Annotated in this window: 13 protein-coding genes; 8 read left to right on the forward strand and 5 right to left on the reverse strand. The window is 44.0% G+C overall.

The window, feature by feature from the left end:
• Positions 1-16 precede the first annotated feature (16 nt).
• Together rnt and OCV50_RS09620 are read left to right on the forward strand one after the other, a co-directional pair.
• Positions 17-661: a ribonuclease T gene (rnt, locus tag OCV50_RS09615; protein ID WP_032551987.1), complete on the forward strand. Its 645-nt coding sequence runs from the start codon at positions 17-19 to the stop codon at positions 659-661.
• 74 nt (positions 662-735) lie between these two features.
• On the forward strand, positions 736-2,061 hold the full coding sequence (locus tag OCV50_RS09620; protein WP_239841442.1) for a Na+/H+ antiporter family protein: 1,326 nt from the start codon (positions 736-738) through the stop codon (positions 2,059-2,061).
• 126 nt (positions 2,062-2,187) lie between these two features.
• Here the strand turns inward: OCV50_RS09620 and OCV50_RS09625 are convergent, their stop codons facing one another.
• Both OCV50_RS09625 and OCV50_RS09630 read right to left on the reverse strand, forming a co-directional pair.
• A complete protein-coding gene (locus OCV50_RS09625; RefSeq protein ID WP_239841441.1) occupies positions 2,188-2,811 on the reverse strand; it encodes a DsbA family protein in 624 nt (207 codons plus the stop codon).
• Between the two features lie 76 nt (positions 2,812-2,887).
• Entirely contained in the window at positions 2,888-3,223 is a 336-nt protein-coding gene (locus OCV50_RS09630; protein ID WP_239841440.1) for a Grx4 family monothiol glutaredoxin, read from the reverse strand.
• Positions 3,224-3,491: 268 nt separating this feature from the next.
• Here OCV50_RS09630 and sodB point away from each other — a divergent pair, with 268 nt between their 5' ends.
• From sodB to OCV50_RS09645, 3 genes are all read left to right on the forward strand, one after another.
• Entirely contained in the window at positions 3,492-4,076 is a 585-nt protein-coding gene (sodB, locus tag OCV50_RS09635; protein ID WP_261902904.1) for a superoxide dismutase [Fe], read from the forward strand.
• 166 nt (positions 4,077-4,242) lie between these two features.
• Positions 4,243-4,746 carry a VC2046/SO_2500 family protein gene (locus OCV50_RS09640; RefSeq protein WP_261902905.1) on the forward strand — a complete coding sequence of 168 codons (504 nt, stop codon included), beginning with the start codon at positions 4,243-4,245 and terminating at the stop codon, positions 4,744-4,746.
• 179 nt (positions 4,747-4,925) lie between these two features.
• Positions 4,926-5,609, forward strand: a complete 684-nt coding sequence (locus OCV50_RS09645; protein WP_239841437.1) for an SDR family oxidoreductase — start codon at positions 4,926-4,928, stop codon at positions 5,607-5,609.
• Between the two features lie 127 nt (positions 5,610-5,736).
• On the opposite strand, the gene adhE is transcribed toward OCV50_RS09645, so the two are convergent.
• Positions 5,737-8,442: a bifunctional acetaldehyde-CoA/alcohol dehydrogenase gene (gene adhE / locus OCV50_RS09650; RefSeq protein ID WP_239841436.1), complete on the reverse strand. Its 2,706-nt coding sequence runs from the start codon at positions 8,440-8,442 to the stop codon at positions 5,737-5,739.
• 638 nt (positions 8,443-9,080) lie between these two features.
• Between adhE and OCV50_RS09655 the strand changes: the two genes are divergently transcribed.
• Both OCV50_RS09655 and OCV50_RS09660 read left to right on the forward strand, forming a co-directional pair.
• On the forward strand, positions 9,081-9,719 hold the full coding sequence (locus tag OCV50_RS09655; RefSeq protein WP_032551978.1) for a YchE family NAAT transporter: 639 nt from the start codon (positions 9,081-9,083) through the stop codon (positions 9,717-9,719).
• Between the two features lie 128 nt (positions 9,720-9,847).
• Positions 9,848-10,690, forward strand: coding sequence for an ion transporter (locus tag OCV50_RS09660; protein ID WP_261902906.1), 843 nt, complete (start codon positions 9,848-9,850; stop codon positions 10,688-10,690).
• A gap of 343 nt (positions 10,691-11,033) precedes the next feature.
• On the opposite strand, the gene asd is transcribed toward OCV50_RS09660, so the two are convergent.
• On the reverse strand, positions 11,034-12,152 hold the full coding sequence (gene asd / locus OCV50_RS09665; protein WP_032551976.1) for an aspartate-semialdehyde dehydrogenase: 1,119 nt from the start codon (positions 12,150-12,152) through the stop codon (positions 11,034-11,036).
• A gap of 507 nt (positions 12,153-12,659) precedes the next feature.
• On the opposite strand from asd, the gene nhaC reads away from it, so the two are divergent.
• Positions 12,660-14,096 carry a Na+/H+ antiporter NhaC gene (gene nhaC, locus OCV50_RS09670; RefSeq protein WP_261902907.1) on the forward strand — a complete coding sequence of 479 codons (1,437 nt, stop codon included), beginning with the start codon at positions 12,660-12,662 and terminating at the stop codon, positions 14,094-14,096.
• Positions 14,097-14,182: 86 nt separating this feature from the next.
• On the opposite strand, the gene OCV50_RS09675 is transcribed toward nhaC, so the two are convergent.
• The gene (locus OCV50_RS09675) at positions 14,183-15,709 is read right to left on the reverse strand and encodes an Hpt domain-containing protein (protein WP_261902908.1); all 1,527 of its coding nucleotides are present in this window, start codon (positions 15,707-15,709) and stop codon (positions 14,183-14,185) included.
• Positions 15,710-15,722: the final 13 nt, after the last annotated feature.

The following is a 15,722-nucleotide window of genomic DNA, read 5'->3' on the forward strand; positions in this document are numbered from 1 at the left end:
ACTTATTTGGGCTAACATGACTGTAGAAAACGAAGCTCTGACCCTAAAAAAACGTTTCCGTGGCTATTTTCCAGTAGTCATTGACGTGGAAACCGCAGGGTTCAACGCGAAAACCGATGCATTATTAGAAATCTGTGCCATTACCCTAAAAATGGATGAAAACGGAGATCTCCATCCAGCATCGACGCTTCATTTTCATATCGAGCCCTTTGAAGGTGCCAACATCGAGCAAGAAGCCTTGGATTTCAATGGCATCAAAGACCCATTTAGCCCATTGCGTGGTGCGGTCTCTGAGCAAGAAGCCCTCAAAGAAATCTACAAACTTGTGAGAAAAGAACAAAAAGCTTCCAACTGTAGCCGCGCAATCATGGTGGCACACAACGCAACATTCGACCTAAACTTCGTCAATGCTGCAAGTGAGCGTTGTAAGCTTAAACGCGTCCCTTTCCATCCTTTTGCAACTTTTGACACTGCTGCCTTAAGTGGACTTGCCTATGGCCAAACCGTTCTGGCTAAAGCTTGCCGTACTGCGGGGATGGAATTCGACAACAAAGAAGCACACTCTGCTTTGTATGATACTCAGAAAACAGCTGAACTGTTTTGCGGTATCGTCAACAAATGGAAAGCGCTTGGCGGCTGGCCACTTGTTGAACCAGAATAAAAAATAAAATCGACACACGTCTTTTCGTATTGTCATTAATTAAAAACAGTTAAACACAACACTCCGAGAAAATTATGAACCCTGTTGTTATATCAGTTTGCATCATGCTAGTTCTAGCCTTGATGCGTGTTAACGTTGTCGTTGCTCTCACGTTTAGTGCGATCATCGGTGGCGTTGTGTCGGGCATGAATCTTAACGATGCCGTTGCTGCTTTTGAAAGTGGCCTAGGTGGCGGTGCGACTATCGCTCTAAGTTACGCAATGTTAGGTACATTTGCGGTTGCTATCTCACGTTCAGGTATTACTGACCTGCTTGCTCAAAGTGTTATCAAACGTATTCACGGCAAAGAGAACAGCACAGCTTCTACTGGTTTGAAATATGGCATTCTTGCGTCACTTATTCTTGTGACTATGTCTTCTCAAAACGTTATCCCTGTGCATATCGCCTTCATCCCAATTTTGATTCCACCTCTACTTGGCGTGTTTGCAAAAATGAACCTTGATCGTCGTTTGATCGCGTGTGTACTGACTTTCGGTCTGATCACGCCATATATGGTTCTTCCAATCGGCTTCGGTGGTATCTTCCTAAACAACATCCTACTCAAGAACCTTCACGACAATGGTCTTGAGAATGTGGTTGCGAGCCAAGTTCCAGTCGCAATGCTACTACCAGCAGCAGGTATGATCTTTGGTCTACTGACTGCGGTATTCTTCACTTACCGTAAACCTCGTCAGTACAAAGAAACTGAGCTTACGACAGTGTCGACAGAGACGAAACAGATCAATAAGAAGCACATCATTGTTGCTGCGGTTGGTATTGTTGCCGCTCTAACAGTACAACTTTCAACTGGTTCAATGATTATTGGCGCATTAGCGGGTTTCATGGTGTTCACTTTTGGTGGCGTGATTGCATGGAAAGAGACGCAAGATGTATTCACAAAAGGCGTTCACATGATGGCAATGATTGGCTTCATCATGATCGCAGCAGCGGGTTTTGCAGCAGTAATGAAGCAAACTGGCGGCGTTGAATCTCTGGTTGAAGCGCTATCAACATCAATCGGTGACAACAAACCACTTGCTGCACTACTGATGCTGGTTGTAGGCCTACTTGTAACTATGGGCATTGGTTCTTCGTTCTCAACGATTCCAATTCTTGCAACAATCTACGTTCCACTAGCAGCAGCATTCGGCTTCTCTCCAATGGCAACTATCGCACTTGTAGGTACTGCAGCAGCATTGGGTGATGCAGGTTCACCGGCTTCTGACTCTACGTTAGGTCCAACATCTGGTCTTAACGCGGATGGTCAACACGAACACGTATGGGAAACGGTAGTACCAACGTTCCTACACTACAACCTTCCACTGATTGCATTCGGTTGGATTGCTGCGATGACGCTGTAAGCGACTTAGCGTTTTCCGAACGCACAATCATTATTAAAAATAAGGGCCGCTATGATATCCATAGTGGCCCTTTTTATTTGTTAATCTGACTTTACCAATCGCAGTAAGTGATTGGTCTAAAAGGATTTACTTTAAATTGGCTTCTAATGCACTTCGAATAGATCGTAGCGTTGGTTCTGTCGATTGATAATCGAGTTCAACCTCAGTGAAAATACCATTAACTTCAAGCATTAACGTTGGGTAAGAGTAAACACCCATCGCCTCTTTGAAGCTCAACTGGTCGTCTAACTCGCCTTCCAAAAGCTTACCAGACAGGTCATTTTCAAACTGCTGCACGTTCATACCAAGCTCTTCAGCAAGCTGCACGTGAGTTTCAACGCTATGTGGCAACATCGCACGTAAATAGTAAGCGTGTTGAATGGCTTCTAACATCTCTTCGTAGTGATCTTGAAACCCTGCTGCAATAACTGCGCGGCAAGCTGGGTAAGTACTACGTACTGGTTTGCATTCGGTCCAAAATTCGTGGTTAAACTCAGTACCGAGTTTCGCTTCAATCTGTTTCCAAATCGCTTGCAGCTTTTGCTTCATCTCATCAGACATAGGCTCATCAGAATCAGGTGCAAGGCCACCAACCACGTAATTAAACTCAATGCTCGCAGGTAGCTGCTGTTTAAGAAGCTTTAATGTCGGCTTGTATCCCCAACACCAACTGCACATTGGATCGTGGACATAGTGAAGTTTTACATTCATTGCATTTCCCTTATACCAATAAAAAAGGAGCCCAACGGCCCCTTTTATCATTGAGTGTCGCTAAAAAGCTCAGCTCTTATGCTTCGTCGCCAGCAACTTTCGCTGCAGCTTCTTTGATAAGAGGCTGAAGTTCGCCTTTTTGGAACATCTCAAGAATGATGTCACAACCACCGATCAGCTCACCTTCAACCCAAAGTTGTGGGAAAGTTGGCCACTGTGCGTAAGCTGGTAGCTCTGCACGAATGTCAGGGTTTTGTAGGATGTCTACGTAAGCAAACTTTTCACCACATGCCATTAGCGCTTGAGATGCTTGAGAAGAAAAACCACAGCTTGGTAGTTTAGGAGAACCTTTCATGTAAAGTAGAATGGTATTTTCTTCAATTTGCTGTTTGATTTTATCGATAGTTTCCATTGCTTCCTCGTTAATGGATTACGGCTTTATTGCCTGTATTCTACCCCAAACCCCAAGAATAAAAACCATATAAAAAAAATGGTTAAAGAGTTAGAGTAAGATTTCATAGAAAATCACACAAATGTGCTTTTAATAAAGTAAAAACTTGCTAAACTATATCGCAAGTCAGCAAATTGACCGTAGCCTGCAAAAAGTAAGCTATGAATAATAAATATCACTGGAAGCAATCGAAAGAGGTAACTCTTTCATATCAATGGAGAATTGAGCAATGGCATTTGAACTACCAGCTCTACCTTACGCGAAAGACGCACTAGAACCACACATCTCTGCAGAGACTCTAGATTTCCACCACGGTAAGCACCACAACACTTACGTTGTTAAGCTAAACGGTCTTATTCCTGGTACTGAGTTCGAAGGTAAAACACTAGAAGAGATCATCAAGACTTCTACTGGTGGCGTATTCAACAACGCAGCTCAAATCTGGAACCACACTTTCTACTGGCACTGTCTAGCTCCACAAGCTGGTGGTGAACCAACAGGTGCAGTTGCAGACGCAATCAACGCTTCATTTGGCTCTTTCGAAGAGTTCAAAGCAAAATTCACTGATTCAGCAATCAACAACTTCGGTTCTTCTTGGACTTGGCTTGTTAAGAACGCTGACGGTTCTCTAGCTATCGTTAACACATCTAACGCAGCGACTCCTCTAACAGAAGAAGGTGTTACTCCACTTCTAACTGTTGACCTATGGGAACACGCTTACTACATCGATTTCCGTAACGTACGTCCAGACTACATGAACGCTTTCTGGGCTCTAGTTAACTGGGAATTCGTTGCAGCGAACCTAGCTAAATAATTAGCATCTAGCTGATTCTGATAAAAGCTCACGCATGCGTGGGCTTTTTTGTTTTTGGCCTGCCCATCCCCCCTGATTAAAATAAAACCAATCAATCACTTAATTGATTTAAACACTAAAGTTTGAACCCAGCTTGCCGTTATAGGTGTATCCAAAGAGAGGCACCATGCAAGTAAACACACTCGATAGCACTGTCATAATTAACGAACTCAAGTTCGGGACTGGACTCAACCAAGCGGTTGAACAGGGTCGCCGTGCTGATTTCGCGTTGCTGCTGTCCATGTTTTCTGATGATGTTCGCGACAACACCCCTCTTGATGCTTTCTCGGTCGAAGAGACAACAGAAAGCAAATTGCGCCAACAGTTTGGTGTTGCCGAGCCGCAACCTCTACGTTCAAATCAATCTTCATATGAAATTTCAGCAAAACAGTCGCAAGGCTTTCACCAAGCCGGGCTTCCAAGTGCAAAGCTGAATCATTACCTAACACCTGAAGCGTTAGCTTTCATGCCAGAGCGAACATATGACTTCCCTGAAGAGGTATATCACAACCTCTCGACTCATGAACGTCGTAAGCTCGCCAAACAGCCACCCGCTGAGTTGCCACACGCAACGTTATACAATGAACTTACAACAGCTCAACGTCAGTTCCATATTCAAGCACAAGCCTAAACTTCATCTATGCCCAGCTTCTAAGTGATATATTTCACACATGTACCTATAAAGTGTGAGCTGTCACTAAGTTCGTATAAAGTTCTGTATTTTCAGTGCTTACTTTGAACTAATTCACACCGATCGTATAATTTTTAACCCATTCTTAGCTAACCACTGCTACTCATTTAGGTCTAGGAATGGAAATTAAAAGCTCTATCATATTGGTGACGTCCGCTGGGTCACAACTTGGAGGAACCATCGCAAACCACTTTGTGAATCTGGGTGCGACCGTCATTCTTTGTGATATTGATAGTGCCAGCCTAGAAGAGACCTACCAAGTGTGTTCTCGCTATTCTACAGCTGTGTATAGTTACCCAATCGAGCGTTACGATAGCCAAACCATTCTCAAGGTATTTGATTTTATACAGCTAACCTTTGGTACAACGCCCGATGTTCTCGTGAACAACTGGGTAAGCACACCCATGCCAACACTTACTGGCACTCAACCCGTGAGCTGCTTTATTGATAACCTTTCCGCTATGGCCTCTACCCTTTTCTCGTTCGGTCAAGCCAGCGTCGACCGACTGCGTCAAGCCAACAAGCAAGGCGTGATAGTCAATGTGATTTCACATGAAGACTTCAAAGATGTCTCGGGGCTCGAAAGTGCAAACTCTATGATCACTGGCTTCACCCACAGTTGGGCCAAAGAGCTCACCCCTTTCAATATCCGAGTCGGCGGTGTTATCCCCGCTATTCATAATGCCGACGGCAAGCTCAACAAATGCCATTGGGCACAACTGCAAGATGAACTCACCCGAACTACGGAATACATTATCTCTAATGATTACTTTAGCGGTCGTGTGGTGGCGGCAGAGGTGTGATTTCCCAATAAATTCTCACTAAATATCTGAAAATAAAAAAAGCCCCAGTCTTTCGACTGGGGCTTTGTTCTTTTCCCGAATGTAGATTAACGTGCTAGCGAAAATCTATCTCAAAACTGAATCTTACTTATGCTTCAGCTTTTTCTTTTTTAGCTTTAGACGCTTTAGCTTCTGCTGGTTTTTGGTCAGCTTTCTTAAGGATTACTGTAGTACCTTCGAAAGTTTCACCTTCAACGTAAGCTTGCCCGTGGTAAGACGCTAGTAGTACGTCTTTAAGCTCAGTGATTAGTGGGTAACGTGGGTTCGCACCAGTACATTGGTCATCGAACGCTTCTACCGCTAGCTCATCAAGCTTAGCTACGAAGTCAGCTTCAGAAACACCTGCTTCTTTGATTGACTTAGGAATGTCTAGGTCGCCTTTCAGCTCGTCTAGCCATGCTAGTAGACGTTCAATCTTCTGAGCAGTACGGTCACCAGCTTGGCTTAGGCCTAGGTGGTCAGCAACTTCAGCGTAACGACGACGTGCTTGTGGACGGTCGTACTGAGAGAATGCAGTCTGCTTAGTTGGGTTGTCGTTCGCGTTGTAACGTACCACGTTAGAGATTAATAGTGCGTTCGCCAGACCGTGTGGTAGGTGGAACTCAGCACCAATCTTGTGCGCCATAGAGTGACAAACACCTAGGAATGCGTTCGCGAATGCTACACCAGCGATAGTTGCTGCGTTGTGTACTTTCTCACGAGCGATTGGGTCGTTTGCACCGTTCGCGTAGCTTGATGGTAGGTACTCTTTCAGCATCTTAAGTGCTTGTAGAGCTTGGCCATCAGAGTATTCGTTAGCAAGAACAGATACGTAAGCTTCTAGAGCGTGAGTTACTGCATCGTAACCACCGAATGCTGTTAGAGACTTAGGCATGTTCATTACTAGGTTAGCATCAACGATTGCCATGTTTGGCGTGATTTCGTAGTCAGCTAGTGGGTACTTAGCACCAGTCTTGTCGTCTGTAACAACCGCGAATGGAGTAACTTCTGAACCAGTACCTGAAGTTGTAGTGATACATACAAGCTCAGCTTTCTTACCCATTTTAGGGAACTTGTAGATACGTTTACGGATGTCCATAAAGCGCATTGCTAGTTCTTCGAAGTGAGTTTCTGGGTGCTCGTACATTACCCACATAATTTTCGCAGCATCCATTGGTGAACCACCACCTAGAGCTAGGATTACGTCAGGTTGGAAGCTCTTCATTGCTTCTGCACCTTTCTCAACAACAGATAGTGTTGGATCCGCTTCTACGTCGAAGAATGTTTGCACTTCGATGCCTTGCTCTTTAAGCAGTTTAACTACTTCATCAGCGTAACCGTTGTTGAATAGGAAACGGTCAGTTACTAGGAATGCGCGTTTCTTACCTTCTAGGTCGCTCATTGCGATTGGAAGGCTACCACGACGGAAGTAGATAGACTTAGGTAGTTTGTGCCACAACATGTTTTCAGCTCGCTTAGCTACAGTTTTCTTGTTGATAAGGTGCTTAGGACCTACGTTCTCAGAGATAGAGTTACCACCCCAAGAACCACAACCAAGAGTTAGAGACGGTGCTACGTTAAAGTTGTAAAGGTCACCGATACCACCGTGAGTAGTTGGGATGTTTACAAGGATACGTGCAGTCTTCATCTTGTCACCGAAGTAACGGATGCGGTCTGCGTTAACGTCTTGGTTAGTGTAAAGACCAGATGTGTGACCGATACCACCGATTTCAACCATAGTTACCGCTTGAGCAACTGCGTCTTCGAAGTTGTCAGCACGGAATAGACCTAGAGTTGGAGATAGTTTCTCGTGAGCGAACTCATCGTCGTAAGAAACTTTACCTAGACCTTCACCTACAAGCACTTTAGTGTCAGCAGGAACTTTAACACCCGCCATTTCAGCGATTGCTGGAGCAGGTTGACCTACGATTTTCGCGTTTAGGTTACCGTCAATTAGAAGTACTTTACGTACTTTGTCAGCGTCAGCTTTAGATAGAACGTGAGCTTTGTGAGAAGCAAAACGCTCTTTTACTTCGTCGTAGACTTCGCTAACTACGATAGCTGCTTGCTCAGAAGCACATACTACGCCGTTATCGAAAGTTTTAGACATAAGGATAGAAGCTACAGCACGTTTGATGTCTGCTGTTTCATCGATAACTACAGGAACGTTACCTGCACCTACACCGATTGCTGGCTTACCAGAAGAGTAAGCTGCTTTAACCATGCCTGGACCACCAGTTGCAAGGATAAGAGCGATGCCGTCGTGCTTCATAAGAGCGTTAGAAAGCTCTACAGATGGTTGGTCGATCCAACCGATGATGTCTTTTGGAGCACCCGCTGCTACTGCTGCGTCTAGAACTAGTTTCGCTGCATCGTTTGTAGAGTTCTTCGCACGTGGGTGTGGAGAGAAGATGATGCCGTTACGAGTTTTAAGTGAGATAAGAGACTTAAAGATCGCAGTCGAAGTTGGGTTAGTTGTTGGTACGATACCACAGATGATACCTACAGGTTCTGCGATAGTCATTGTACCTAGGTTGTCATCTTCTTCTAAGATGCCACAAGTTTTTTCGTCTTTGTATTTGTTGTAGATGAATTCTGACGCGAAGTGGTTTTTGATTACCTTATCTTCAACAATACCCATTCCAGATTCTGCTACCGCTTGTTGAGCTAGCGGGATACGAGCGTGGTTAGCTGCAAGAGAAGCTGCGCGGAAGATTGCATCTACTTTTTCTTGAGAGAAAGTTGCGAACTCTTCTTGTGCTGCTTTAACGCGTGCTACTAGAGCATCTAGTTCAGCTAAGTTAGTTACAGGCATGGTGGATCTCCTAAAATAATAAATATTAAAAACTTTTTATTAAATTCACTGTGTCATCACTCGGTTGCCAACAGCGTTCTTAGTAAATTGCTTTCGGAACTGAGTATATTATTTCAGTGTGTGAAAAAAATTGACCCAGATCAGTTACCTAAAAGGAATTAACCAATAAGTGGTAAGGCAATCGCAAAAACGTCGTTAAAGTCATGATTTATATAGACTAAAATCACAATTTGCATTCGAACAAAAAACAAGCAAACGGATAAAACTTTTCTAATTAATGTCATATTCTGTAAAAAAGTTTCATTTTTAGTCAGCTAAGTTACATGTATACGGCAAAATTTGTGCTACTGAGAGTATATCCATCCCGTTGCAACGGGGGAGAAACTGTCATAATTTTTATTAAAAGCGTGCGCGAGATAACATTTAAACCAAATCAAGTTACAACATGAAACACCAAACAATATCTCGCAACATTCAAATTACACATCTATCACTCAATTAGTTTTTCTAAAAAACAGCCCCCTTTTCAGGTTAGTTTTTTTCATTCGCTCTCTTTGAATTTGTCCCTTACATTACGCACTCTGATATAGGTCAGATCAAAGTCACTTTACTATTAACGCTAACTGGAGATCGCTCTCATGCAAGGTTTAGAACTCGCAATTTTTCTGCAATTCTTCCTTGGGCTTGTCGCCGCTGTAAACCCTATCGGCATCATGCCTGTTTTTGTTTCTCTCACAGCTCATATGCCGCCAGAAGAGAGGAACCGTACAGCACTCCAAGCCAACGTAGCAGTAGCGGTTATATTGATTGTGTCATTAGTGGCAGGACAGATGCTGCTAGATATGTTCAGCATCTCTTTAGATTCATTCCGCGTAGCCGGTGGCTTACTGCTACTCAGCATCGCATTTTCAATGATGAGCGGTAAGCTGGGTGAGGATAAGCAGAATAAACAAGAGAAATCAGAATACGTAAGCCGTGAGCAAATCGGTGTTGTACCTCTTGCGATGCCGCTAATGGCCGGCCCAGGTGCTATCAGTTCGACGATTGTTTATGGCTCACGCTACCCAGCAGCAATCGACACTGTCGGCATCGGTATTAGTATTGTCGCGTTTGCTACGTGTTCATGGTTACTGTTCCGCTCAGCACCCGTGATTGTGCGTTTCCTCGGTCAAACAGGAATCAACGTAATCACTCGTATTATGGGTCTGATCCTTGGGGCGTTAGGTATTGAGTTCATCGCCAATGGCCTTCGCAACCTATTCCCAGGTTTAGCGTAATAAAGAAAACGTCTAACTGACGAAAAAATTGTATAGAGGCGAGTAAAGCACAGGCTTTCACTCGCCTCATTTATTTCAACCGAGTATGATGTTTACTAAGTCATTACAAAAAGCACACTTTTACAACCATGTCTCGACACTCTCTAAAGCATCATCTCTATGTCATTATTTTTGGTACACACACCCGAGCAGGCCGTATCTTTGATATCTCATTGATCGTTGCCATTATTGCGTCTTTAGTGGTGTTAATCATCGAGTCACTGCCCAACGTTATGACAGCGTGGTCGCAAGAGCTGCGTTATATTGAATACACTTTCACAGCTCTGTTTACGATTGAGTATCTATTAAGGCTGTATTGCTCACCCAAGCCAAAGTCCTATGCCACTAGCTTCTATGGCGTTGTCGACCTACTTGCGATTTTGCCAACCTATTTAGCGATACTCTTTCCAGGTGCGTCGTTCATGGGCGTGATCAGGCTGCTGCGCGTGATGCGTATTTTCCGCATCCTCAAGCTCGTTCGCTATCTGCAAGACTCCAACATTCTTTTGCGCTCGCTATTGATGGCACGACGCAAGATCCTGATCTTCTTCAGTACAGTCGGCATCTTGGTGACCATTTTTGGCTCACTGATCTTTGTTATTGAAGGTCCAAACAACGGCTTTACAAGTATTCCGCAAAGTATCTATTGGGCGATCGTAACCATCACAACTGTTGGGTATGGCGATATCGTCCCTCAAACCGTACTCGGCAAGGCGATTGCATCACTGACCATGTTATTGGGTTACTCAATCCTTGCAGTACCAACAGGCATTATTACTGCGGAACTGAGTAATGAAATGAATGCCCATAAAGAGCTCGTAAAATGTCCGAACTGTAATCGCTCGGGACATGATTCTGATGCTATGCATTGTAAGCACTGTGGCAGTGAGCTAGCGGATCCAGATAAGCGGGTTGTGGTTGAGGATAAGTAGGGGCAGATACGGGATTCGAGTGACGAGATGCGAAAAGATCTTAGAGTAGATACGAGATTCGGGTAGCGAGATGCGAAAAAATCTAAGAGCAGATACTAGATTCGGGTAGCGAGATGCGAAAAGGTCTAAGAGCAGGTATGGGATTCGAGTGGTTAGATGCTAAAAGATCTAAAAGCAGGTACGAGATTCGAGTGACGGGATGCGAAAGGTTTTAAGAGCATCTCAGTGATATTAGTAGGTGACACAAAAAAGCCGATGTATAAACATCGGCTTTAAGCTCTCATTAAGCGACGAATTTAAAAAGGACAGCGCCCTCTCGCCTCAAAACAGAAAAGTCTTTCTATTACGCTTTCTCTGCAAGAATGATGCGCAGAGTACGACGTAGAGGTTCTGCAGCACCCCATAGTAGTTGGTCACCTACTGTGAATGCGTTTAGGAAGTCGTTACCCATAGACATCTTGCGTAGACGACCTACTGGTACAGACATAGTACCTGTTACTTTCGCCGGCGTTAGCTCTTGAGCTGTGATATCACGATCGTTTGGAATCACTTTAACCCAATCATTGTGCGTTGCGATGATCTCTTCAATCTCGTCCATTGGAACGTCTTGCTTAAGCTTGATAGTCAACGCTTGTGCGTGACAACGCATCGCACCAATACGTACACAAGTACCATCGATAGGAATCGGTTGACCGTCTAGGCCAAGGATCTTGTTCGCTTCAACGCCCGCTTTCCACTCTTCTTTACTTTGGCCGTTTTCACGCTTCACATCGATCCAAGGAATCAATGAACCCGCTAACGGAGCGCCAAACTGGTCTGTTGGGAATGATTCTGAACGGATGGTATCTGCTACTTTTTTATCGATATCAAGAATAGAGCTTGCTGGATTAGCAAGTTCAGAGCTTACGCTGTCGTTGATCACGCCCATTTGAGAGATAAGCTCACGCATGTTCTTCGCACCTGCACCAGAAGCGGCTTGGTACGTCATTGCGCTCATCCACTCAACCATGCCTTTTTCGTAAAGACCACCCAAGGCCATCAGCATTAAGCTCACAGTACAGTTACCGCCAACAAAGGTGTTGGTGCCACCGTGAATACCTTGTTGAATTTGAGCCAAGTTAACTGGATCAAGAGTAATGATAGAGTCAGCATCCATACGTAAAGTCGACGCAGCATCAATCCAGTAACCTTTCCAACCCGCTTGACGCAGTGCTGGGTAAACTTTTGATGTGTAGTCGCCGCCTTGACATGTAATCACAGCATCAAGCTGCTTCAAGCTATCAATGTCGAATGCGTCTTGCAGTAAACCCGCATCTTTGCCACCAAGAACAGGGGCTGGGATACCGATTTGAGATGTACTGTAATAAACAGGTTCAATCAGGTCGAAATCACGCTCTTCAACCATACGTTGCATTAGTACAGAACCAACCATACCACGCCAACCAACTAGACCTACTCTCATCTCGAACTCTCCATGTATAAAAATTAAATTGCTTTCCTCCATCTATAAGTTTTTCAGAAACAGAACTCAAGCGCTTTTTGTCAAAAAGTGTAACTTTTTCGTTTCTTTTCAGTGAACGGGATAAATCTGTGAGTTATCTAATCTTTGCTCACCTTAACTAAAGCACAGAAAACACTCGTCAAATCCTCATTTAAAAGCTATCCAGCCTCTAATTTGATTAAATTAAAATCAATACGAGCAAGTTCCAGTCAGCACTTATCTCTGAAGCACTGCCAAATCACAAAACAATCATTCACATGGTGAAAACAACGTGCAACAAAAATCAACATTATTAAATCATCAATTTAACAAATATTTAGATATTGATACTAAAAATAAGACTATAAATAGTCAAATATCACAACTTGAACGTTATTTTTCGATATAATCCTCTCATTACTGTAGTGTCCAATTCGTACCCCACACTATAACGAAGCACTATAATGCTCGAAATAATAAGAGGCTTTTATGCAGCAGAGTAAAACTCGCCTACCGAACTTGATGCAGGTTTTCATTTCGTTAGGGCTATTTTTGTCCCTCGCGTTTTCATTTACAGCGAAGCTTGATCTTCCTATCCAACTCGCACTGTACATCGGTTGGTTTATCATCATGGTTCTGGGGATTCGCCTAGGGCACCAATACAAAGACTTAGAAAAAGCAGCGCTCAAAGGGATCTCAAATGGTTTAGGGGCTGTTTTAATACTTTTAGCGGTAGGTGCTCTGGTTGGTACATGGATCTCTGGCGGCATTGTTCCGACCATTATCTACTACGGCTTAAAAGCGATTCATCCATCGATATTCCTACTAGCAACCATGATTATCTGTTCACTCACTGCATTAGCGACCGGCACATCATGGGGCGCAGCAGGTACAGCAGGTATTGCGATGATGGGTATTGGCCAAGGTCTGGGTGTACCGGCTCCAATTACTGCAGGTGCTGTACTGTCGGGTTGTTACTTTGGTGACAAGATGTCTCCGCTTTCTGATTCAGTGATCCTTGCGTCTTCAATGTCTAACGTAGAAGTCGTTGAGCACATTAAAGGCATGTTGCCGGTTGCTCTAATCAGTTACATCATCACAGGCATTATGTTCACAGCGTTTGGTTTCCATTACGCAGGTAATGTCGACATGAGCCAAGTGGACTCTGTTATCAAGGCGATGGAAGTTCAGTTTTACATTACTCCTTACTCTTTTGTCCCTGTCCTGATTGTATTAGGTCTACTGGCATTCCGTATGCCTTCATTCCCAGTAATTAGCTTTGGTTCCCTATTAGGTATTATTTGGGCGGTGATGATTCAAGAGATTGATTTCCTAACAGCATTTAACACTGCATGGGCACCTTTCTCTATCTCTTCAGGTGTAGAGTTTATTGATTCGATCTTAAACCGTGGCGGCATGTCTTCAATGCTTGGTTCGGTAGCGGTCATTGTGTTTGGTTTAGGCTTTGGTGGCTTACTTGATAAGGTAGGTGTACTAGAGACGATAGCGAAAGTGTTCGAACGCCGCGTAAACAGCGCAGGCTCACTCGCAACAAGCACGATTGGTACGGCATTCATGGGGAATGTATTTGGCTCAGCCATGTACGTATCTTTGATTCTTACACCAAAAATCTGTGCTAAGAACTACGACCGTCTAGGCTACCAACGTAAGAACCTATCACGTAACGCAGAATTTGGTGGCACCTTAACTTCGGGTATGGTTCCTTGGAGTGATAACGGTATCTACATGGCGAGTATTCTAGGTGTTGCAACGCTCTCTTACGCGCCATTCATGTGGTTGAGCTTCATTTGTATCATCGTAACCATCGTGACCTCTTACATGGGATGGTTTGTTGATAAGTGTGAACCAACAGCGCCAGCAGTAGAAACAGAAGAAGCGGTAGAGTTAAACAAACAACAAGCGTAATCTCTACTCAGTCCAGATAAAAAAGAGCAACGACACTCAGTGTGGTTGCTCTTTTTTTGTATCTCAATAGAGATTAGATTCGAACGCTAGTTGCTGTGTTTTAGAAGATGAGCCTGTGCTGCGTTTACTGTCGCTTCTATAGCCAGTTTAAGCTCTTCTAGTTCATCTTCACTGATCGACTGCGATTGCTTCATGCTCGCTTCAACGCTACTAGCAATCACGGCCAGTCTCGATGCCTTGATACTACCAGCAACGCCCTTCAAACTGTGCACCACTCGTGCCGCTGTCACCTCATCTTCACCTTTGAGTTCGATGAACTTGTTAAAGTCATTGGCGTGATCTTCTACAAACACATTCAATAGCAAGACTACAGATTCGTGGTCACCGTCCAAGGTTTCTAGCATCTCTTCAATGTTTATCACGGACTCAGTCGCTGGCTCATCCACCTTCAAAGATTCTTCTTTGAGTTGCAATGGAACGACATTATCAGCTTTGGCGTTGTTTAGTGAGTCAGAAACTTGCGCCTTCTCGACCGAGGATTCAATAGCAACAGTGTCCGTCGCAGAAGTAGCATGTTGTGTAATGCTAGTAGCCTCCGGAGATGTCACTTGCTCTTGTTTCGCTGGAGATGGAGTTGGGTTTGGAGTATTACTTTGAGATGTCGCATCCACATGACCAAAGGACGAATCTTGCGGCTGATGATTTGCTTTCACCATAAAGTCAAAACTCTGAGTGTCGTTTGAAGGCGTAGTGTCACTCTTTGAGGTTTCCGTGTGTTCAGGTTTTGTTGTTTCGGAGCTGGAACTAATGAGCTCCCCACTCTCTTCAGATGGTCTGATTTTTACAAACGCAACAGCACAGAGCGCCAAACCACTCAACAACATCAGTGTAAATACAATGTAGAATTGTGCTGAGTGATATTGATCTTCAAGATCAATTATCTGTTCACTGACGGAATTTTTCTTAATTCGATCCACAAGGTAATTAAGCTGGGCATAGTTACCAAGTAAAGAGGAGGCGTCGGCCAACAGCTGTTGCAACGCATCTTGCTCATCACCATTCAATTGATAAGACTGTTCTAAAATGGCATCAAAGGCACGATAGATGGAAGAAGAAGTGTGATTCTCTGAATACATGGCTTGAAACACCACTGTGCCGAATTGATTAAGCAGTGGCTGCAATTGTTCAGAGGTATTGGGATCGGCGCGTAAAGCCTTAATATCATCGACAAGGTATTGAACTTGGCTCTCAATCGGAATGAACTCATCAAACTTTTCAAGAAACTGGTCTACGACATACAGCAACTGATTCACATCTGGGCGAATCCAAGCATTATTGAAGTCCGACTCAATTTGCAGTCGCAAGGAATAAACTAACTGAGCATCTAGCGCGAGATCGTTCACACGGGAAACTCGGAGCGGTTCAGAGAAATAGAGCGATTGCCTTAACTCAGTGGCACGAATCCCTAACTCTTCGATCTGTTCTAATGATTGATTAAAGGCGCGACTCAAATTAAGCAACATGAGAGCGGGGATAATCCAAAGGATAAAAACCAGAGTGATGACTTTGGTTGTTCTCGTAAAGCTTGGCTGGCGACTCACAGATAATTCCATCGACATTCCTTGT

Origin of the sequence: Vibrio fortis, from assembly GCF_024347475.1 — a bacterium.
In the GTDB taxonomy this organism is placed as follows: Bacteria; Pseudomonadota; Gammaproteobacteria; order Enterobacterales; family Vibrionaceae; genus Vibrio; species Vibrio fortis.